General features: G+C 71.3%; 16 protein-coding genes and 1 pseudogene. 7 read left to right on the top strand and 10 right to left on the bottom strand.

What is annotated here, in order from left to right:
• Positions 1 to 141 precede the first annotated feature (141 nt).
• Positions 142 to 1245: a sugar ABC transporter substrate-binding protein gene (locus tag J8M50_RS00740; protein ID WP_029183541.1), complete on the top strand. Its 1104-nt coding sequence runs from the start codon at positions 142 to 144 to the stop codon at positions 1243 to 1245.
• A gap of 23 nt (positions 1246 to 1268) precedes the next feature.
• Here J8M50_RS00740 and J8M50_RS00735 read toward each other — a convergent pair whose 3' ends face one another.
• Entirely contained in the window at positions 1269 to 1871 is a 603-nt protein-coding gene (locus J8M50_RS00735) for a hypothetical protein (protein WP_010351521.1), read from the bottom strand.
• A gap of 419 nt (positions 1872 to 2290) precedes the next feature.
• On the opposite strand from J8M50_RS00735, the gene J8M50_RS00730 reads away from it, so the two are divergent.
• Positions 2291 to 3334 (top strand): helix-turn-helix transcriptional regulator, encoded by a 1044-nt coding sequence (locus tag J8M50_RS00730; protein ID WP_010351520.1) that lies wholly within the window; start codon positions 2291 to 2293, stop codon positions 3332 to 3334.
• On the opposite strand, the gene J8M50_RS00725 is transcribed toward J8M50_RS00730, so the two are convergent.
• The 5 genes from J8M50_RS00725 to J8M50_RS00705 form a co-directional block, all read right to left on the bottom strand.
• On the bottom strand, positions 3297 to 4094 hold the full coding sequence (locus J8M50_RS00725) for a helix-turn-helix transcriptional regulator (RefSeq protein WP_010351519.1): 798 nt from the start codon (positions 4092 to 4094) through the stop codon (positions 3297 to 3299). The two genes, J8M50_RS00730 and J8M50_RS00725, sit on opposite strands and share 38 nt — an antisense overlap.
• A 159-nt stretch (positions 4095 to 4253) precedes the next feature.
• The gene (locus J8M50_RS00720; RefSeq protein WP_010351517.1) at positions 4254 to 5249 is read right to left on the bottom strand and encodes a helix-turn-helix transcriptional regulator; all 996 of its coding nucleotides are present in this window, start codon (positions 5247 to 5249) and stop codon (positions 4254 to 4256) included.
• A complete protein-coding gene (locus J8M50_RS00715; RefSeq protein WP_010351516.1) occupies positions 5246 to 6229 on the bottom strand; it encodes a helix-turn-helix domain-containing protein in 984 nt (327 codons plus the stop codon). The genes J8M50_RS00720 and J8M50_RS00715 overlap by 4 nt, the downstream gene beginning before the upstream one ends.
• A complete protein-coding gene (locus tag J8M50_RS00710) occupies positions 6226 to 6777 on the bottom strand; it encodes a hypothetical protein (RefSeq protein ID WP_010351515.1) in 552 nt (183 codons plus the stop codon). Before J8M50_RS00710 ends, J8M50_RS00715 begins: the two co-directional genes overlap by 4 nt.
• A 6-nt stretch (positions 6778 to 6783) precedes the next feature.
• Entirely contained in the window at positions 6784 to 7770 is a 987-nt protein-coding gene (locus tag J8M50_RS00705; protein WP_075661381.1) for a helix-turn-helix domain-containing protein, read from the bottom strand.
• A 314-nt stretch (positions 7771 to 8084) separates the two neighbouring features.
• On the opposite strand from J8M50_RS00705, the gene J8M50_RS00700 reads away from it, so the two are divergent.
• A complete protein-coding gene (locus tag J8M50_RS00700; protein ID WP_010351513.1) occupies positions 8085 to 8420 on the top strand; it encodes a Rieske (2Fe-2S) protein in 336 nt (111 codons plus the stop codon).
• Between the two features lie 156 nt (positions 8421 to 8576).
• Here the strand turns inward: J8M50_RS00700 and J8M50_RS00695 are convergent, their stop codons facing one another.
• Entirely contained in the window at positions 8577 to 8990 is a 414-nt protein-coding gene (locus tag J8M50_RS00695; RefSeq protein ID WP_010351512.1) for a pyridoxamine 5'-phosphate oxidase family protein, read from the bottom strand.
• 157 nt (positions 8991 to 9147) lie between these two features.
• On the opposite strand from J8M50_RS00695, the gene clpB reads away from it, so the two are divergent.
• The gene (clpB, locus tag J8M50_RS00690) at positions 9148 to 11745 is read left to right on the top strand and encodes an ATP-dependent chaperone ClpB (RefSeq protein WP_010351511.1); all 2598 of its coding nucleotides are present in this window, start codon (positions 9148 to 9150) and stop codon (positions 11743 to 11745) included.
• A gap of 206 nt (positions 11746 to 11951) precedes the next feature.
• A complete protein-coding gene (locus J8M50_RS00685; RefSeq protein ID WP_029183540.1) occupies positions 11952 to 12488 on the top strand; it encodes a YbjN domain-containing protein in 537 nt (178 codons plus the stop codon).
• Positions 12489 to 12565: 77 nt separating this feature from the next.
• On the opposite strand, the pseudogene J8M50_RS00680 reads toward J8M50_RS00685, so the two are convergent.
• Positions 12566 to 13075 (bottom strand): annotated as a pseudogene (locus J8M50_RS00680) (hypothetical protein); the annotation flags it as partial.
• A 1697-nt stretch (positions 13076 to 14772) separates the two neighbouring features.
• On the opposite strand from J8M50_RS00680, the gene J8M50_RS00670 reads away from it, so the two are divergent.
• On the top strand, positions 14773 to 18336 hold the full coding sequence (locus J8M50_RS00670) for a BTAD domain-containing putative transcriptional regulator (protein ID WP_010350804.1): 3564 nt from the start codon (positions 14773 to 14775) through the stop codon (positions 18334 to 18336).
• Positions 18337 to 18426: 90 nt separating this feature from the next.
• On the opposite strand, the gene J8M50_RS00665 is transcribed toward J8M50_RS00670, so the two are convergent.
• A complete protein-coding gene (locus J8M50_RS00665; protein WP_010350805.1) occupies positions 18427 to 19002 on the bottom strand; it encodes a hypothetical protein in 576 nt (191 codons plus the stop codon).
• 192 nt (positions 19003 to 19194) lie between these two features.
• Positions 19195 to 20394, bottom strand: coding sequence for a pyridoxal phosphate-dependent aminotransferase (locus tag J8M50_RS00660; protein ID WP_010350806.1), 1200 nt, complete (start codon positions 20392 to 20394; stop codon positions 19195 to 19197).
• A 150-nt stretch (positions 20395 to 20544) separates the two neighbouring features.
• Between J8M50_RS00660 and J8M50_RS00655 the strand changes: the two genes are divergently transcribed.
• On the top strand, positions 20545 to 20898 hold the full coding sequence (locus tag J8M50_RS00655) for a hypothetical protein (RefSeq protein WP_178865246.1): 354 nt from the start codon (positions 20545 to 20547) through the stop codon (positions 20896 to 20898).
• The last annotated feature ends 63 nt before the right edge of the window (positions 20899 to 20961 follow it).

Genomic DNA, 20961 nt, shown 5'->3' with positions numbered 1-20961 from the left:
TACTTGAGCGCAGTGTGATGTTGCCATCTCGTTAAGTGATTCTTCTTGACTCTGCGGGAGCGGGCCGCGTTGGCTCTCAGTACCTGGGTCCTGGAAGTCGCCGTACCCACGTCCGGAACGTCACCTGAAGTGAGCCCCCGCATGCGTCGTATCGCCATATCCGTCGTCGCTTCGACGATGACCCTTTCGCTCGCCGGATGCGGGATGCTGAACGCGACGGGGGACACGGCCGACGCGAGCCCGACGAAGGGCAACGACCTCACGGTCGGCGTGCTCATGCCGGAGAAGACCAACACCCGGTACGAGCAGTTCGACTACCCGATCATCCAGAAGACGATCGCCCAGCTCACGAACAAGCAGGGCAAGACGATCTACCAGAACGCGGGGGCCAAGGCGGCGACGCAGGTCCAGCAGATGGAGAAGATGATCAGCGACAAGGTGGACCTGATCCTCCTCGACGCGGTCGACTCCAAGGGCATCGCCGGCACGGTCGAGAAGGCCAAGGACGCGGGCGTCCCGGTCATCGCCTACGACCGGCTCGCCGAGGGGCCCATCGACGCGTACGTCTCCTTCGACAACGAACTCGTCGGGCAGGTGCAGGGGCGCACCCTCGTCGAGACGATCAACAACGCGAGCACCGCCGACAAGATCGTCATGATCAACGGCTCGCCGACCGACCCCAACGCCGGGCAGTTCAAGGCGGGCGCGCTCTCCGAGATCGACGGGCGGGTGACCGTCGCGGCCACCTACGACACCGACGAGTGGAGCCCGGCCCTCGCGCAGTCCGAGATGGCGCAGGCGATCCAGCGGATCGGCAAGAACAACATCGCGGGGGTGTACTCCGCGAACGACGCGATGGCCGGGGGCGCGCTGAAGGCGCTCGAAGCGGCGGGGGTCACCGATCTGCCGCCGATCACCGGGCAGGACGCCGAACTGCCCGCCGTGCAGCGGATCATCACCGGCAAGCAGTTCATGAGCGTCTACAAGCCGTACCCGCAGATGGCCGCCGCCGCCGCGGAGATGGCCGTCGCCAAGATCCAGGGCAAGGACATCAAGTTCGACTCGCTGACGCGGGACCGGGTGGACAGCCCGACGAACAAGAAGATCCCGGCGCAGCTGGTGACCGTGGTCGCGCTGACCAAGAGCAATGTGAAGCAGACGGTGGTGGCGGACGGGATCTACACGGTCGGGCAGATCTGCACGGCGAAGTTCGAGGCGGCTTGCGAGGCGGTCAACCTCAAGTAGGGGGTACCGGGGGTACTTCGGGGCTAGCTGTCCAGCACCGGCTTCATCGGGATCAGGAGGCCGTCCGGGGCGTGTGCCGCCGGGGTCGTCGCCATCCAGCTCGCCGGGTCGCGGTCGCCGGTCACCCGCAGGCCGGTGATCTTCGCGTCGCGGGGTACGTCGTACCAGAGCTCCACCTCCACGAGGGAGTGGCCGCCGATCGAGATCGACTCGTGCTGGCGGCGTACGGCCATGGCGAAGCTGTCGGGGCGGGCCGCGCGGCCGGTCGCGCCCTCCAGGCGCTGGTCCTTCACGGCGTAGGGGTGGAAGTCGCCGCTGGGGTTGTCGACGCGGAGTCTGGCCGCGCAGAACTGGCCGTCGGGCATGGCGTCGCTGTGGGTTCCGGTGACGCCGAGGATGCCGCAGCGCAGGGAGAGGACGGTGAAGACGAGGTGGCCGTCCTGGTGGGGGCGGGAGGGGAGTTGGGGGCTGGGGGTGGCGTTGGGTGCGGTGCCGGGGGTGGAGCCTGTGTCGCAGCTTGTGAGGAGGGCGGGGGCGAGGAGGACGAGGGGGAGGGCCAGTAGGGCCGGGAGGCGGCGTAGGGGGGTGATCGGGTGGGAGGGTTCTGGTGTGCCTCGGTTCGCCATACCTGGGATTGTGCGGGGTGCGGGCGGGGGTGGGGAGGGGTACGGCGGGGGAGGGTTGCGTCGTACTGCGGGGAGGACGCCGGGGTGTCGTCGTACCCGGGTAGTACCCGGGGCGTACGCGGGGCGTGGAGGCTCCTGCCGGGCGTCTTCGTGCGCGCGTGGTGGACCCGGCCGGACGGGGAGCGTCCGGCCGGGTCTCCCGGGCGAGCGGCAGCCCGGGTGGAGCGGTTCCACCCTGCCGTGAGTGGGTACGGTGCACCACCGTCAGCTTGTTGCAGTGCGAGGGGCGGAGGCGGGTCGAAACGGCCGTATACCGGGGGATTTCAGGTCGCGTGACCGAGGGCGCCGTGTTGCGGAGCCGGGTGGACGCCCCGCATAGTTGCGCTGCGGAAGAGCAAACTGCGGGGGTGGGATGGACGATGACCGGGCACGGGACGGAGCACCCCCCGCACGGTGCCGACCGACTGTGCGAGGCCGGTGACCGGGTCTACTCCCGCGCCGTGCGCCGTGGCCGCATCCCGCGCGCCGACGCCGGACCGGTGCCCTGTCTCCTCGAACTCGCCCTGCTGCACCCCGATCCCGACGACATGGACTGGCTCGTCCCGACCGCGCCGCAGGAGGTCATGACGCGGCTCCTGCGGGGCCTGTACGACGACGTCAGCGCGAGCCGGCGCCGGATGGGCGCGGCGGTCGCCGCCTTCGAGTGGTACGCCGGGCTCGGCGGCCCCGTCAGCGTCTCCGGCGAGGGCATGGCGCTGCGCGTCCTGGACGGGGCGTCCCGGATCCAGGCGGCGCTCGACGAGGCGACCGACGCGTGTACGACCGAGGTGCTGACCGTCCAGCCCGGCGGGATCCGGCGCGAGCACGAGCTCTCCGAGGGGCTGCACCGGGCGATGTCCTTGCGGGCGCGGGGAGTTCGGATGCGCGACCTGTACAACCACGTCGCCCGGCACGGCCAAGGGCTGTTGACCTACCTGGACTTGATGGGGGACGCGGTCGAGGCGCGCACCCTCGACGAGGTCACCGACCGGCTCATGGTCTTCGACCGGGTCGTCGCCTTCATCCCCGCCAACCCCGACCGCACGATGGCCCTCGAACTGCGTCACCCTGCCCTCATCACGTACCTCGTCACGGTCTTCGAGCGCCTGTGGCGGCTCGCGATCCCGCTCGCCGCGGCCATTCCCGCGCCGACCGTCGAGGGCGTCTCCCATCGCGAGCAGTCCATCGCGGCGTTGCTTGCCGAGGGGCATCAGGACGCGGTGATCGCGGAGAGGTTGGGGATCAGCGTCCGGACCTGCCGGGCCCATATCGCCCGGCTTTCCGAGACGTTAGGGGCGGCCAGCCGTACGCAGTTGGGTGTGCGGATCGCTCAGGTCGGGTTGGTGGGGGGTGGGGGGATGTACGGGGAGGGGCCCGGGAAAGGTGTCAGTCTTCCCGGTCAAGGATTTCCGACTGGCCTATGAGGTAGCCGAGTTGGGCCCGGCTGTCGCTGCCGAGGGTGGCGGCTAGTTTGGCTATGTGTTCGCGGGCGGTGCGGATGTTGAGGCCGAGGCGGTCGGCGATCACGGCGTCGGTGTGGCCCTCCACGAGCAGCGCGGCGATGGCGCGTTGCCGCGCGGTGACGCCGTCCGGGGACGGGCGCGGAGCAACAGGCAAGGGATGCATGGGAGTTGCCAGGCGCCACAGGCGGTCGAACGTCGTCACGAAGTGCTTGATCAGCGCGGGGTGGCGGATCTCCAGGGCGAGCCGGCCGTCGTCGTCCGCGGGGATGAAGGCGACGGTCCGGTCCACGATCATCAGGCGGTCGGTGACCTCGTCGAGGGACCGGCACTCCACGTCGCCCTTGAGCTGTTCCGTGTACCCGAGCACGCCCAGCGAGTGGCGCTGGGTGTGCTGGTAGAGGGTGCGCATACGGCCGCCGTGGTCGAGGAGCGCCTGGTCGCGCGGCATGGCCACGGCCCGGGCGCGTTCGACGCGTTCACGGCTGTAGGGGGTGTGCGGCTGGACGCTGAGCAGTTCGCGGGTGGCGCCGAGGAGGGCCTCGTCCAGTGCCTGGTTGATCCGCTCGGTGCCGCTCAGGACGCGGAGGGCGGGGGTGCCGTACGACTGCTGCGGGGCGGTGATCCGCAGCAACGGCTCGAAGGCGTCGACCAGTTCGGCCTCGCGGCGGCGTTCCTCCGCGATGCGGTTCTCGGCTGAGTCGAGCAGGCGGTGCAGGGCCACTGCCGGGGCGACCGGTTCAAGTCGGGCCAGATCGTGGGGCGTTGGGTGCAGCAGGCCGAACTGTACGAGGCACGGGGCCGGTTGGGCGTCACCGGCCGGGATCCAGCCCTCGTGCAGCGCACGGCCGTACAGCTCGCTGCCCGCCGTGTTCCTGGTGGCTCACCGCTCGTTCCCCTCCCCGTCCAGGATGCCGGATCGTGCTATCAGGTAGCCGAGTTGGGCCCTGCTGTCGCTGCCGAGGGTGGTGGCGAGCTTGGCGATGTGTTCGCGGGCCGTGCGGACGTTCATGCCGAGGCGGTCGGCGATTACGGCGTCCGTGTGGCCCTCGACGAGGAGGGCGGCGATCGTGCGCTGGCGGGGGGTGACCGTGTCCAACACCGGGTGCTGGACCGCCGGTTCGGGGTACAGGGGCGTCGCCAGGCGCCACAGGCGGTCGAACGTCGTCACGAAGTACTTCACCACCGCCGGGTGCCGGACCTCCAGCGCCAGGCTGTTGTCCTCGTTCGCCGGGATGAAGGCGACGGCGCCGTCCACGGCGATCAGCCGGTCCGTGATCTCGTCCAGCGTCCGGCAGGAGGCGTCGCCGTGCAGGCGCTCGTGAAGGGCCTTGATGGAAGGGGCGTTGCGCATGGTGTGCTGGTAGAGGGTGCGGATGCGGCAGCCTCGGTCGAGGGCTTGCTGGTCTCTGGGGACGGATACGGCGCGGGCGGCTTCTGCGGGGGCGCTGTGCAGGTTGGTCTTGGGCTGGATGGTGAGGATTTCCTGCGTCGCCTCCGCCATGGCTTCCGTGATGGCCTGGTTGATGCGGGGTTTGCTGCTGAGGATCGTGAGCATCGGAGTCTCCGCCGGCGGCGGGTCCGGGGCGAGCCTCACCAACTTCCCGAACATCTCCGTGAGTTGTTCCTCCCGCTGGCGTTCGTCCGCGATGCGGCGGGCCGACCGGCGGAGCATGCGGTGCAGGGCCACGGTGGGGGAGAGCGGTTCCAGCCGGGTCAGGCTGTCCACGGAGGGGTGCAGCAGTCCCGCATCCACCAGACAGGGCGCCGCTTCCGCCTCCACGGCCGGTATGTGCCCCTCCTCCAGCGCCCGTTCGTACAACTCCGCCCCCGGCGCGCAGAGTTCCTCCGTTCCATGGGGCACGTGCGGCGCGGTCATTCTTCGGCTTCCTTCTGCTTGAGGATCCCGGACTCGGCGATGAGGTAGCCGAGTTGGGCCCGGCTGTCGCTGCCGAGGGTGGTGGCAAGCTTTGCGATGTGGACGCGGGCCGTGCGGATGTTCATGCCGAGGCGGTCGGCGATTACGGCGTCCGTGTGGCCCTCGACGAGGAGGGCGGCGATGGCGCGTTGGCGGGGGGTGATGCCGGTCAGGGGGGTGCGGTGGGGGGAACGGGGGTGCATGGGGGTGGCCAGGCGCCAGAGGCGGTCGAAGGTGGTGGCGAAGTACGTGATGAGGGCCGGGTGGCGGACTTCGAGGGCGAGGGAGCGGTCCGTGCCGGCCGGGATGAAGGCGACCGCGCGGTCGACGAGGATGAGGCGGTCGGTGACCTCGTCGAGCGTGCGCGCCTCGACGTCGCCCCTCAACTGCTCGTAACGGGACAGGGTTTCAGGGATGTGGCGCTGGGTGTGCTGGTAGAGCGTACGGATCCGGCCGCCCCGGTCCAAGAGCGCCTGGTCGCGTTCCAGGGCCACGCCGACCGTCCTCGGGTGGCGGTCGGGGGAGGGCTGGATGGTGAGGAGTTCGCCGGAGACGGTGGCCATCGTCGCGGAGATCGCGGAGTTGATGCGGTTGACGCCGCTGAGCAGGTGGATGCCGGAGGTCTTCGTGCCGCCGCTGTCCGGCAGGGCGAGCGCGAGGAGCGGTTCGAAGGTCTCCGCGAGCTGTGTGCTCTGCCTGCGGCGCCGGGCGATGTCGTCGTCGGCGGCGCGCTGGAGGCGGGCGAGGGCGAGGACGGGGGGGACCGGCCGCATCCGCCGTACGTCTTCGAAGTCCGGTTGCAGGAGGCCTGCTTCGAGCGTGCAGGGCAGCAACTCCGCTTCGGATGCCGGGACTTGGTCCTCGCGTAGTGCGCGGGTGTACAGCTCCAGGCCCGCTTCGCACAGGTCCTCCACGCCGTGGGGTGGGTGGGGCACCGTCATGTGTCGGTTTCCTTCTGCTCAAGGACTCCGGACTCGCCTGTGCGGTAACCGAGTTGGGGGTGGCTCTGTGCCGAGGGGTGTTCGCGGGGGGTCCGGATGTTCGTGCCGGGACGGGGCGCGATGGCGGCGTCCGTGCGGCCTTCGGCCAGGAGTGCGGCGGAGGCTCGTCGGCGGGGCGGGGCACCGTCGGGTGAGAGGTGCTGGGTGGCCTTGGGGGGTTGGGGCGTCGTGTGCTGGTGCAGGGGGCGCGTACGGCCGTCCCGGGGCGCCTTCGGTGGGAGGGGCTCGGTTGAGGAGCCGGGCGTGGTCTGCCTGATCGCGTTGTCGATCCGGTCGGGGGCGGGAGGTTCCGCCAAGGTGGGGGGCCGGTGCTTGTGTTTGTGCCCCTGCTTGCGCTTGGGGAGGGGCTGGAGCGGTGCGGAGGGCTTGGCCGGGTGGGGGAGGGCTTCGACCTCCGCCCCGTGCGTACGGGGCCCGCTCAGCGCCCGTGCACAGGGCGCGAGGTTCTCCCCGCGCGCTTCCTCGGTGCTGTGACGGTGTGCTTCCACGTCACCTCATTGCTCCCTGTCCAGGATTCCGGACTGGGCGATGAGGTAGCCGAGCTGGGCACGGCTGCCGCTGCCGAGGGCTGTGGCGAGCTTAGCGATGTGGGCGCGACAGGTGCGGACGTTCATGCCGAGACGGCGGGCGATGGCTTCGTCTACGTGGCCTTCGATGAGGAGCTTGGCGATGGAGTGCTGGATGTCTGTGAATCCGTCGGGGGCCGTTTCGTAGGGCGTGCCTGCGCTCAGAGGAACCGCGCGATTCCACATGAATTCAAATACTTTGATCAGATAGCGGACGAGGCCAGGGTGGCGGAGTTCCAAGGCGACCTGGCGGTCGTCACGGATAGGGATGAAGGCCACCGCCTCGTCGCAGATGATGAGACGTTCGACCAGCTCGTCAATGGTTCGATATTCAACCTTGCCGTCTGTGAACTGGTCTACGTAAGCCAGCCGGTCGGGTAGGTAGCGCGCTGTGTGCTGGTAGAGAGTTCGGATGCTTACCCCACGCTCGATGAGTGGCTTGTCGCGCTCCAGCGCTTCGAGCAGGCGATTCTCGGGGCTGCGATGCCCGCCCGGCTGGACGGTTAGCACCTCGGTCTGGCACTGCGCTGTAGCCAGGTCGAGGGCTGCGTTGATGCGGTCGAGTCCTTCGAGCACTGTGATCGAGTGGGTGGGTGTTGCCTCCTGGGCGCTGAGGGCAAGAAACGGTTCGAATGCCTCGGCGAGAGAGATCGACATCCGTCGCTGTTCCGTGATCTCGCGTTCGATGGGGTTGAGGCGATGGGCGAGCGCTACTGCTGGCGGAACCGGACGCAGCCAGCTGGCGTCGTCCGGATCCGGGTGGAGCAGGGCGAACTCCATCAGGCACGGTGCGGACTCCACTTCCGCTCGCGGGATGCGTCCCACGCGCAGTGCGTTCGCGTAGAGGCGGCTTCCCTCTGCGCAAAGCTCCGCCACCGAGTGGGGATGTGTGCCCTTAGTCCCATTTGTTGTCAAATCTCCACCCCCCAGGGTCCTGAACATGCAGGAACATGATGCACCTATCGTGTGGCCAGGACGTGCCTGAATGAGCCATCGTCGTATCAGACGGGGGAATGAGGGGACCATCAAGTGAGGACGAAGCTGGCGATGAGTAAGAGAGTGCTTCGCTCGATACTTGTGACTGCTTTCTCTGTCGTTGTTGCCTTTGGGGCGCTGGCTGGTCCCTCCGGTGCGAAGAGCGGAGTGCACAAGGCGGGCAGCGATCGGGCTGTGGTCGCTATCGATGATGCGTCCGTTTACCCCCAAGACACCAGGTGGGACTGACTGAGATGACCACCCCGCCCGACGACCGCTCCTTCCGCCGCGAAATGGCCACCGCCTACCGCTCCGGCTGGCACTTCATCGACCTGGTCACCGCCATTCCCCACAGCGGCGACTCGCTGATGGTGGCCGTGTTCGGTGAGCCGGTGGTGGTTACGCGGGACGAGGACGGTGACGTGCGGGCGTACCGGTGTCTGCGGCGGCCCCGTGGTGCGCCGCAGCCGGTGCAGTGTGCCATCCGGTACGGAATGATTTTTGTGAACCTTGATCGACGAGACCACAGGCTGACGGACGCGGAGCCCCCCACCTCGCGGACCGTTTCAGCCACCCCCCGCAGTGCCTGACGCGATTCCCCCGTCGTAAAAGATCGCTCAGGTGCTTCCCCCCGCAGCGGCGTCACCGTGACCTGAACACGGTGACGCCGCTGTGTTTTGCGGCGACATTTCACGCTTTACGGCGATCCCCCGGTTGGCCGGAAACCGCCCCTCGGGCCCCAGGGGTCACCCGCGCCCCATGGCCCGCGTCAGTGTGATCTCGATCACCACGCGCTCGGGGTTGGGTGACGGCGTCCTCCCGTACCGCTCGGCATAACGCCGCTCGGCGTCGGCCACCTGCTTCGGCTCGGTACGGACGACAGCGCGCCCTTCGAGCGTCGCCCACCGCGCCCGGTCGACCTGGCAGACGGCGACCAGGGCCCCCTCCTCCCCGGCGGCCAGCACGTTCCGCACCTTGCTGCTGGTCCGGCTGGCGATCACCCGCGCGAGCCGGTGTTCGGGGTCGTACGTAACTCCTACCGGGACGACGTGCGGGGTCCCGTCAGGGCGTGGTGTCGTGAGGGTGCACAGGTGGTATTCGCGCCAGAAGTCGACGTACGCGGCATCCGGCGCGTCCAGATCTTGGGGGTACGCAGCCATGGCGTGAATCTAGCCGCTCGTGGCCGTTTCCCCTCCCGTTCCCCTCCCGGGCCAACCTTGAGTGGAATAGACTCAACTTTGTGGACGTTGCTCAAGTCAGCAACAGTCGGCACCCGTAGTACTCGTAGTACTCCAGGACCAGGAGGAGACCCCGACCGTGGACGCAGAGCTGACCAACCGGAGCCGGGACGCGATCAACGCGGCGAGCAGCCGCGCCGTGTCCGAGGGGCACCCCGACCTCACCCCCGCCCACCTGCTCCTGGCTCTGCTCGCGGGCCAGGACAACGAGAACGTCATCGACCTGCTGGTCGCCGTCGAGGCCGACCAGGCCGCCGTACGGCAGGGCGCGGAGCAGGTGCTCGCCTCCCTCCCCAGGGTGACGGGGTCCACGGTGGCCCCGCCGCAGCCCAACCGTGAGCTGCTCGCCGTGATCGCGGACGCGCAGGCCCGCGCCACCGACCTCGGGGACGACTACCTCTCCACCGAGCACCTCCTGATCGGCATCGCCGAGAAGGGGGGCCAGACGGGTGACGTGCTCGCGCGGCAGGGCGCGACGCCGAAGAAGCTGCTGGAGGCGTTCCGCAGGGCGCGCGGCGGCCGGCGCGTCACCACCGCCGACCCGGAGGGCTCGTACAAGGCGCTGGAGAAGTTCGGCACGGACTTCACCGCCGCCGCCCGCGAGGGCAAGCTCGACCCGGTCATCGGCCGGGACCAGGAGATCCGCCGGGTCGTACAGGTGCTGTCGCGGCGCACCAAGAACAACCCGGTCCTCATCGGCGAGCCCGGCGTCGGCAAGACGGCCGTCGTGGAGGGGCTCGCGCAGCGCATCGTGAAGGGCGACGTCCCGGAGTCCCTGAAGGACAAGCGGCTCGTCTCGCTCGACCTCGGCGCGATGGTCGCGGGCGCCAAGTACCGCGGCGAGTTCGAGGAGCGGCTGAAGACGGTGCTGGCCGAGATCAAGGACTCGGACGGGCAGGTCATCACGTTCATCGACGAGTTGCACACCGTCGTCGGCGCCGGCGCGGGCGGCGACTCCGCGATGGACGCCGGCAACATGCTGAAGCCGATGCTGGCGCGCGGCGAACTGCGCATGGTCGGCGCGACCACGCTCGACGAGTACCGCGAACGTATCGAGAAGGACCCGGCGTTGGAGCGCCGCTTCCAGCAAGTCCTCGTCGCCGAACCGTCGGTGGAGGACACGATCGCCATCCTCCGTGGTCTGAAGGGCCGTTACGAGGCGCACCACAAGGTGCAGATCGCCGACAGCGCGCTGGTCGCCGCCGCGACCCTCTCCGACCGGTACATCACCTCCCGCTTCCTGCCCGACAAGGCCATCGACCTCGTCGACGAGGCGGCCTCCCGGCTGCGCATGGAGATCGACTCCTCGCCCGTCGAGATCGACGAACTCCAGCGCGCCGTCGACCGGTTGAGGATGGAGGAGCTGGCGCTGGAGAAGGAGACCGACGCCGCCTCCCGCGACCGCCTGGACCGCCTGCGCCGCGACCTCGCCGACAAGGAGGAGGAGCTGCGCGGCCTCAACGCCCGCTGGGAGAAGGAGAAGCAGTCCCTCAACCGGGTCGGTGAACTCAAGGAGAAACTCGACGAGTTGAGGGGCCAGGCCGAACGCGCCCAGCGCGACGGCGACTTCGACACCGCGTCCAAGCTGCTCTACGGCGAGATCCCCACGCTGGAACGGGACTTGGAGGAGGCGTCCGCCGCCGAGGAGGAGGTCTCCCGCGACACGATGGTCAAGGACGAGGTCGGTCCCGACGACATCGCGGACGTCGTCGGCTCCTGGACCGGCATCCCCGCAGGGCGCCTCCTGGAGGGCGAGACCCAGAAACTCCTGCGCATGGAGGAGGAGTTGGGCCGCCGTCTGATCGGCCAGGCCGAGGCCGTCCAGGCCGTCTCCGACGCCGTGCGCCGCTCCCGCGCCGGGATCGCCGACCCCGACCGGCCGACCGGGTCCTTCCTGTTCCTCGGTCCGACCGGCGTCGGCAAGACCGAACTCGCCAAGGCCCTCGCCGACTTCCTCTTCGACGACGAGCGGGCGATGGTCCGCATCGACATGTCGGAGTACGGCGAGAAGCACAGCGTGGCCCGGCTGGTCGGCGCGCCGCCCGGCTACGTCGGGTACGAGGAGGGCGGCCAGCTCACCGAGGCGGTGCGCCGGCGGCCGTACTCCGTCGTGCTGCTCGACGAGGTCGAGAAGGCGCACCCCGAGGTCTTCGACGTGCTCCTCCAGGTGCTGGACGACGGGCGCCTGACGGACGGTCAGGGCCGCACGGTCGACTTCCGGAACACCATCCTGGTGCTGACGTCCAACCTGGGCAGCCAGTTCCTCGTCGATCCGCTGACCAGCGAGCACGAGAAGCGGGAGCAGGTCCTGGAGGTCGTACGGACGTCCTTCAAGCCGGAGTTCCTCAACCGGCTGGACGACCTCGTCGTCTTCTCGGCGCTCTCGCAGGACGAGCTGGGGCACATCGCGCGGCTCCAGATCGGCCGGCTCGCCCGGCGCCTCGCCGAGCGGCGGCTCACGCTGGACATCTCCGAGGCGGCGCTGGCCTGGCTCGCGACGGAGGGGAACGACCCGGCGTACGGCGCGCGTCCGCTGCGGCGGCTCGTCCAGACCGCGATCGGGGACCGGCTCGCCAAGGAGATCCTCTCCGGGGAGGTCAAGGACGGGGACACGGTCCGGGTGGACGTGTTCGGGGACGGGCTGATCGTGGGGCCGGCGACGGGGAAGACGCTGTAGGGCCGCGCCGGGAGGGGCGTAGTACCCGTCATACCTCCGGGGTCCGGGCGGACCGGATACGACCGTCTTCCCGGGCCCTGGTCGCCCTCGATGTTCAAGCCCCGGTCAGTTCCTGTCAGCCGACGGCTGACAGGGTCCTGCGGGGGTTGCCAGTCCCCGCCCCGCATGGGAGAGGATGGCGGCATCCGTACGAAGGGAAAAACACGGTGAGCATCGACCCGTCCTCGATTCCGAATTTCGGGGGCCAGCCCGAGCCGCAGCCCCAAGGACCGGCGGGGCCCGTCGTCCCTGACCAGGATCTTGTGAAGCAGCTCCTCGACCAGATGGAGCTGAAGTACGTCGTCGACGACGAGGGTGACCTCGCGGCGCCGTGGGAGCAGTTCCGTACGTACTTCATGTTCCGCGGCGAGGGCGAGCAGCAGGTCTACTCGGTGCGGACCTTCTTCGACCGGCCCCACCAGATCGACGACAAGCCCCAGCTGCTTGAGGCGATCGACGACTGGAACCGCCGGACCCTGTGGCCCAAGGTCTACACGCACACCCACGACGACGGCTCGGTCCGCCTCATCGGCGAGACGCAGATGCTGATCGGCGCGGGCGTGAACATCGAGTTCTTCGTCTCCTCCACGGTCAGCTGGGTCCGCGCCTCGATCGAGTTCGACAAGTGGCTCGTGGAGCAGCTCGGTCTTGAGGACGAGGGCGAGGGCGTGGAGCTGGAGAAGCCGGCGGACGACGAGCAGTAGGGCGTAGGTCCTGAGAGCTACAGGGCGAGTGGCTCCGTAGGTCTAGGTACCTACCTCCGGGGAGCCACGAGGCGCGTCTACAACGGCGTGTCCGCGAGCACCACCAGATACGCCCCGTACGCGAACGAGAGCCCGGCCAGGGCCGCGACCACCACGGCCGCGTGCCACGGCCGGGCTCTCGTCGTCCGGGCCAGGGCCGCCGCGAGCGGCAGCAGCAGCGGGAACGCCGGCAGCAGGAACCTCGGCTTCGACTCGAAGAACCCGGACCCGCCGAGGGCGATCAGCAGCAGTACGCCGGTGTACACCAGCAGGGGCAGCGGTACGCGCTCGGCGAGCAGCAGGGCGTACAGCACGACCGCGGCGCCGACGATCACGAGCGCCACCGGGAAGACGAACCGGTCCCCCTCCAGCAGCAGATGCCGCGCGAACCGCAGGGACCCTTCCCCGAAGTCGAACCGCGACCCCCACAGGCGCTGCACGGCGAAGTAGCCCCCCAGGGGATCGCCCTTCCGGACGCCGACCCACAGGACGTACCCGATCCACCCGAGGGGCGCGAGCGCGATCCCCGTCCACAGCCTGTGGGAAACCAGCGCACGGGGAACCGCGTACGGCACCAGCGCCCCGCCCCCGCGTACGGCTCGCCCTGAGCCCGGCTCCCGCCCCGATCCGGCGCCCGCCGTCTCCGCGACGTCCCCGCGCGCGCGTCCCGATGCCGCGTCCGGCGACGGCGTCTCCGCGACGTCCCCGCGCGCGTGCCCCGATGCCGCGCCCGGCGACGCCGTCCCCGCGACGACTCCCCGCGCGCGTGCCGCCTCCTCGGAAGCCGAGCCCCACCCACCCCGCGCCCGCACCACCCGCACCGCCCCGGCCCCCCACCCCGACGCCCCGGCACCCCTCCCGCGCGCGTGCGGTGACGCCCAGGAGCCCAGCCGCCACGCCCGTGCCGCCCCCGGCGTCCCCGGTACGCACCCCCGCGCGCGCACCGCCTCGCCGAGCCCCGGACCTCCCCCCGGCCGCGACACCTCCGTACCGTCCTCCCACGCGCGCGAAGGCCAAGCCCCCGTCGAGCCGCCCTCCCGCGCGCGCGAGCCCTCGGAACCCGGCCCGGAGTCACGCCCTAGCGGTGGCCTTCCCTCCACCTCTGCCATCCCCCGCGCGCGCGTTCCCCCGGAACCCGGCCCGAAACCGTGACCGCGCGGCGCCCTTCCCTCCGCCCCTGCCATCCCCCGGCCCCACCCCCGCGCGAGCGTCCCCCCGGAGCCACGCCCTAGCGGCGGTCTCCCCTCCGCCCCTGCCATCCCCCACCCCCACGCCCGTACCGCCTCACAACCCCCCGCCACCACCACAGCCGCCGCCACCGCGAACCCATTGGGCCGCGACACCCCCGCCGCAGCCGCCAGCGCGCCCGCCCACACCCACCGCCCCGTCAGCACGGCGTACAGCGCCCACGCGGCGAAGGCCGTCAGGACCGGCTCGGTGTAGGCCATCGACAGGACGACGGAGTGGGGGAGCAGGCCCCACAGGAGGACCGTCGCGGCGGCCACGGCGGGGCCGCGCAGGTGGCGGGTCACGGCGTAGATCCCGCACGCGGCGACCGCGGCGGCCGTCCAGGACACCAGGAGGCCCGCCGAGCCCGCGCCGAGGGGCGTCACGGCGGTCACCGCGCGGACCAGGGCCGGGTACAGCGGGAAGAACGCCAGGTCGCTGTGGACGACGTCCGGACCGAACCGCAGCGTGCGGCCGTAGCCGTGCTCGGCGATGCCCAGGTACCACCGGGAGTCCCAGGAGTGCCCCAGGAGCCGCAGAGGCCGCTTGCCGGCCGCCCAGGCGATCCCTGCGAGGACCCCGGCCCCGGCGAGCCGCGCCAGGACGAACAGGCCGAGGGCGCCGAGCAGGCCCGGGCGGCGCCGTACGGCGGGACGGCGCGCGACGGCTGGCGGCGGTGGGGCGAGGGCGGCGGCGGTGGTGGTGGCGTGAGTCACACTCGGCACCATGCAGGGCGATGCGCCCGCGCGCGAGCAGGACAGGGCCGGGCGGGGGCACTTTGACGGAGCGTCGGATCGTACGGAGTGTCGACGGTACGGCGTGCCGGATCGCGGTCTATGCGCCGCTCCAGAGGGACGCCGTTTCGGACATCGCCGTTCGCAGAGGGCCGGAACTTGACCGAATCGCCGTCCCTGATCGCCGTCCTTGTAAGGAGGACGATCACGACCCCTCTGCTTGATCGGATCATGACACTATCCTGGCCCGGCTGTGGGGGCTGGGACAGGGGAGGAAAGCAAGGATGAGTCGGCGTTCAACGCCCGGCACGCTGGGGGAGCTGCTGCGCGGGTACCGGTTCGCGGCCGGGCTCGGCCAGCGGGCGCTGGCCGAGCGGGCGGGGATCAGCGTACGGACCCTGCGTTACCTGGAGCAGGGCCAGATCCGCAGGCCGCACGCCGACTCGATCCGGCAACTGGTGGTGGCGCTGAACCTGTCGGACACCGCGCGCACCCGGCTGCTGGAGGCCGGTGAGGCGCCCCGGACGGCAGGGCTGCGCGTGACGGTCCTCGGCCCGCTGGCGTTGCACCGTGACGGCAGCCCCGTCGAGCTTCCGTCGGTGCTGCGGCGCAGCCTGCTCGGCCTGCTCGCCGTACAGCCGGGCGTGGTGGTCGGCACCGACGAGATCGTCGACGTGCTGTGGGGCGAGCAGCCGCCACGTACCTGCCGGCAGCTGGTGCAGACCTACGTCAGACACCTGCGTGATCTGATCGACCCCGGCCCCCCAGGGCCCGGCGAGGGGCGCGTGCTGCGGGCCACCAAAGGCGGGTACCGGGCCGACTTGTCGGCCGAGGAGTCCGATGTGGTCGCCTTCGACGAGCTGCTCGGCCGGGCCCGGCGCGCCGAGACGGACGGCGACGGCGCCGCCGCGCTGGAGGCGTACGGCCGCGCGCTGCGCTGCTGGCGAGGACCGGTGCTGGCCGACGGCGGCGAGCGGATCCGGGCGCACCCTGCGGCCGTCGCGCTCGGTTCCCGTCAGGTCGCGGCGGCCGTGGCCCGCGCGGACCTGGCGCTCGCGCTCGGCGGCGTGGAGGACGTGGTCGCCGACCTGCGTGAGCTCAGTACGCGCGAGCCGCTGCACGAGGAACTCGCCGGCCGGCTGATGCTGGCCCTGGCCGCGTGCGGGCAGCAGGCGGCGGCGCTCGACGTCTTCACCCGGATCAGCGGGCGACTCGACGCCGACCTGGGTCTTCAGCCCTCCGCGGCACTGCGCGCCGCGCATCTGCGGGTGCTCCGCGGAGATGTGCCCGAGATCCCCAAGATCTCCCTGGCGTTACCCGGCTTACCCGCGCGGGCGTTACCCCACGCTGCCGACAGACCGGTTCCGGCGCAGCTTCCCGGGCCGACGCCGGGCTTCACCGGCCGGGCCGACCAGTTACGGCAGCTGGACGCCCTGCTTCCCGCGCCGGGGGACGGCAGCCATCAGCCGCAGGGGATGGTGCTCGCGGCGATCACCGGTACCGGCGGGGTGGGCAAGACCGCCCTGGCGGTGCACTGGGCGCACCGGGCGCGCGATCACTTCCCGGACGGCGAACTCTTCGTGGACCTGCGAGGCCACTCGGCGCAGGCTCCGGTACGTCCGGTCGAGGCGCTGGCCCGGTTCCTGCTGGCCCTGGGCGTGGCGGCGGAGCGGATTCCCGGGACGCCCGAGGCCGCCGCCGACCTGTACCGCACCCTGTCGGCCGAACGGCGGATGCTCGTCGTACTGGACAACGCCGTGGACCCGGAGCAGGTCCGGCCGTTGCTGCCCGGCGGGCCGGGCTGCGTGGCGCTGGTCACCAGCCGGGACCGGCTGGCCGGGCTGGCGGCCCGGGACGGCGCCCGCCGGATCGGGGTGGACATGCTCACGCCCGAGGAATCCAGGCTGCTGCTGCGCCGTACGGTCGGCGAGAGCCGCGTCGACGCGGACCTCCAGGCCGCCGCCGACCTCGCCGACGCCTGCGGCCACCTTCCGCTGGCCCTGCGGATCTCCGCCGCCAACATCGACCACACCCCCTGGCGCACCCTGCGCGACCAGGCCGACGAACTGCGCGAGGGCGACCGGCTGACCGCCCTGTCCGTCATCGGCGACCGGAGCACGGCCGTACGGACCGCCTTCAGCCTCTCCTACCACGCCCTCGACGCACCGGTCCGGCGGATGTTCCGGCTGCTGGCCCTGCTGCCCGGACCGGAGACCGGCCTCCAGGCCGCCGCCGTCGCCATGGGCACGACCACCGAGGACGCCGCCCGGCTGGTGGAGCGGCTCACCGCCGCCCACCTGCTGCGCGAGCACCGGCCCGGACGCTATCGCTGCCACGACCTCGTCGCGCTGTACGCCGCCGAACGGCTGCGCCTGGAGGAGACCGACGCCTCCCGCCGAGCCGCCTCCGACGCCCTCTACGACTGGCTGCTGGCCGCGGTGGACCGCTGCGCGCTGCTGCTCTACCCCGGGATGAGGCAGCGCCTGCCCGGTGTCGAAGACGCTTCCCGGAGCGCTGCGGCGCCGCCGGAGATCACCGACGCCGCAGCGGCGCAGCGCTGGCTGGACGCCGAACTGCCCAACCTGGCGGCGGCCGTCCACCAGGCCGCCGCCGAGGGCCATCAGGCGGCCTGGCTGCTCGCCGGCGCCCTGCGCGGCTACGCCTGGATCCGCAAGCACACCGTGGACTGGGAGGCCCTCGGCCAGGCCGCCCTGACCGCCGCCCGCGCCGCCGGAGAGCCTCTCGCCGAGGCCGCCATGCACCACGTACTCGGCCACGCGCGCGTGCGCCAGGGCCGCGTCGCCACCGCGATCACCGACTTCGAGCAGTTGCTCACCCTCGCCGAGGCCGCCGGCTGGCCGGAGGGGGCCGCCATCGCGCACACCAACCTCAGCATGGTCACCCGGCTCAGCGGCCGGCTGCGGCGCAGCGCGGAGCACCTGGAGCGGGCCATGGAGCTCGACCGTCGCGGCGGCCTGTCGGACGGGCACCCCGTCGTCCTCGGCAACCTCGCCCACGTACTGCGTGACCTGGGCCGTCTGGCCGAGTCGCTCGACTGTCTCGTACGGGCGGAGAGCCTTCCGGGGGACCTGGACAATCAGCACAACCGGATCCGCAGGCAGGCCGACCTCGGCCGTACCCGGCACCTGATCGGCGATACGGCGCAGGCGGCACGCCACCTCCGGACGGCCCTGGCGATGGCCCGGGAGTGCGGCGACCTGGGCGGCGAGGCGTATGTGCTGCGGCTGACGGCGTCCGCCGACCGGGACGCGGGCGACCTCGGCCGTGCCCTGGAACGGGCGACGACCGCCACCGCTCTCAGCGACCAGGACGTCGACGACTACTTCCGGGCCGCCGCCCGTCTCACCCTCGGCAGTGTGCTGCTCGCCCTCGGGCGCGGCGGTGAGGCCTCCGACACCTGGCGGGAGGCGCTGAAGCTGGCCCGTGAGCGCGGCGCGCACGATCTGGAGGCACGCTCCCTGATCGCGCTGGCGGCCGTCCGGCGTCCCCTGGACCGCGAACAGGCGGCGACGGCGCTGGACATCGCCCGCCGTACGGAGTACGTCCTGGTGGAGGGCGAGGCGCTGACCGTCCTGGCCCGGGGCGGCCTGGACCACGGCGAACCCGCCGTCGCGGCCGGTCACGCCCGTCAGGCCCTGGCCCTGCACCGCGACTCCGGCCACCGCAAGGGCCAGGCGCAGGCGCTGGACCTGCTCGGCCGGGCCGTGGACGCGACGGGCGAGGAGGACCCCGCGCCGTACTGGCGAGAGGCCCTGGCGATCTTCGACGCGATCGGGGACCGGCGGGTCGCGGTGCTCCGGCAGCGGCTCGTTATGGCGGACGTATGACCGCGTGCCGTCCGGACCACGTCGGGGGCGGCGTGGTCCGGACGGCCTACCGGACGACGTGCGGTGGCCGTGGCGTCCCGGTCGTGGACCTCAGCTCGTGACCTTCTTCCAGGTCAGTTCCCGCTGGTCGCCGTGGCGCCAGCCGCGGGTGTGGACCGCGTCGGTACGGGGCTTGTCGCGCTCGTTGATGTAGGGGGACCTGGCGTCGACGTTCTGCCCGCTGTCGTAGTACGACTGGAGCGCCGAGGCCCCCCAGCCCTCCTGTCCTCCCCAGGACCAGAGTTCGTCGTGCGCGTTGGTGCCGCTGCTCCCCTCGGGCTCCATCCACACGTTGTTCTCGTTGCCGCCGTGGTAGGCCATCACCTCGTCCTTGCCCATGTTGTACAGCGTGAACTGCCCGTCGGTGCCGAACTGCTTCCACCGGCAGTAGGAGTTGCCGGCGGCGGCACTCTTGGCCACCATCCAGACCGCCTGGTTGTCGGGCGAGGCGCACAGCACGGAGTCCTCGAACCTGCCGTTCTGGAGCATCACCCCCGCGGCGGTGGGGGCGGCCGAGGCCGACGTGGCCGGCACGGCGGTGACGCAGAGCGCGGCGAGGCCGGCCGCTGCGGCGAGGCGGGCCCCGAGGCGGGCTCGGCTCTGGGGAACCCGTGTGGATGAAGCCATGTGAAGAAACTCCCTACCTGTGTTCCGGACCTGTGTTCCGGACATTCCGGGGCTGAGGGCCGGAGTGGACATGCCAAAGGTAGGGAGGGGGTGCGTGTACCGCGCCGCACGTGTGACGCAGGGGAAAACCCCTGGTGGGGGCGGTGATGCGGCAAGAACCGGCAATCCGTGCGCGCCGGTGCGTGGGCGGGGTCAGTGCGCGAATGCCTTGCGGAGTCGTTCCGCCGCGTCCTCCAGGACCGAGGTCCGCTTGCAGAACGCGAACCGTACGAAGGGGGCGCCCTGGTCGCGGTGGTCGTAGAAGACCGCGTTGGGGATCGCGACGACGCCCGCGCGCGCGGGCAGCGCACGGCAGAAGGCGAAGCCGTCGCTCTCGCCGAGAGGGCGGATGTCGGTGGTGACGAAGTACGTGCCGGCCGGGCTGAACACCCCGAAACCGGCCTCCTTGAGCCCCGCCGACAGCAGGTCCCGCTTCGCGCGCATGTCCGCGCGGAACGCCTCGAAGTAACTGTCGGGCAGCGCGAGGGCCTCGGCGACCGCGTACTGGAAGGGCCCGGAGGCGACGTACGTGAGGAACTGCTTCGCCGAGCGGACGGCGGTCGTCAGCCCCGGGGACGCCGTCACCCAGCCGACCTTCCAGCCGGTGAACGAGAACGTCTTGCCGGCCGACCCGATGGTCACCGTCCGCTCGCGCATGCCCGGGAGGGAGGCCAGCGGGATGTGCTCGGCGTCGTCGTACACGAGGTGCTCGTAGACCTCGTCCGTGACGACGAGCAGGTCCCGTTCGACCGCCAGCTCGGCGATCGCGGTGAGCTCCGCGCGCGTGAGGACCGTTCCGGTCGGATTGTGCGGCGTGTTGATCAGAAGCAGTCGCGTCGCGTCGGTGACCGCGTCGCGCAGCTCGTCCAGGTCGAGGCGGAAGCGGGCCGCCTCGGGGTCGGGGCGCAGGGTCACGGGGACCCGGCGGGCGCCCGCCATGGCGATGCAGGCGGCGTACGAGTCGTAGTAGGGCTCCAGGGCCACCACCTCGTCCCCGGGCTCCAGGAGGGCCAGCAGGGTGGCCGCGAGGGCCTCCGTGGCGCCGGCCGTCACCAGGACCTCGGTGTCGGGGTCGTACGACAGGCCGTACCGCGCGCGCTGGTGCGCGACGATCGCCGTACGCAGCTCCGGTACGCCCGGGCCCGGCGGGTACTGGTTGCCGCGCCCGTCGCGCAGCGCGCGCACCGCCGCCTCGCGGATCTCCTCGGGGCCGTCCGTGTCGGGGAAGCCCTGGCCGAGGTTGATGGCGCCCGTGCGCACCGCGAGGGCCGACATCTCGGCGAAGATCGTCGTCCCGAACTCGGCGAGACGGCGGTTGAGGAAGGGGCGTGCGCTGCTGGTCATGCCCGCCATCCTGCGCTCAAGCTCTGGACTTCCTCAAGTGTGCTTTGGCTGCTGAGACGGCGGGGCATCCCCAGGTCACGCACCGCTCGTACGGTGCGCGAGGCGCCCGAGGGGGGACGCTTCGGGGGACTTGCGAGAAGCGGAAGGAGGGTGATCGTCATGCCCATGGCAATCGGCATCATCCTGCTCGTTCTGTTCATGGCTCTGGTCACGGCGGCGCTGTTCGGCAGCCGGCGCCGGGAGCGGGCCGAGAGGCAGGCGCGTGCCGCGCGGCGGCGGTCGTACAGCGGGAGCGGGAGCAGCAACAACAGCAGTGGGAGCAGCGACAGCATGAACAGCTCCTACACGGGCGGCGGCTGGTGGATCTTCGGGGGTGACTCGGGGGGTAGCTCGGGGGGTGACTCCGGAGGGGGACACCACGGTGGTCACTCCTGCGGGGGAGGCCACTCCTGCGGCGGGGGTAGCTCCTGCGGGGGAGGAGGGGGCGGCGGCGGTTGCGGCGGAGGCAGCTGACACGGGGCAGCTGAGCTTCGTCCGGGAGCATCGCCGGGGTCCGGGGGGACTACCGCAGAGGGA

Origin of the sequence: Streptomyces acidiscabies, from assembly GCF_020010905.1 — a bacterium.
Lineage (GTDB): Bacteria > Actinomycetota > Actinomycetes > Streptomycetales > Streptomycetaceae > Streptomyces > Streptomyces acidiscabies.
Note: the sequence above shows the minus strand (reverse complement) of the source record. Positions and strands in the feature narration are given on the sequence as shown.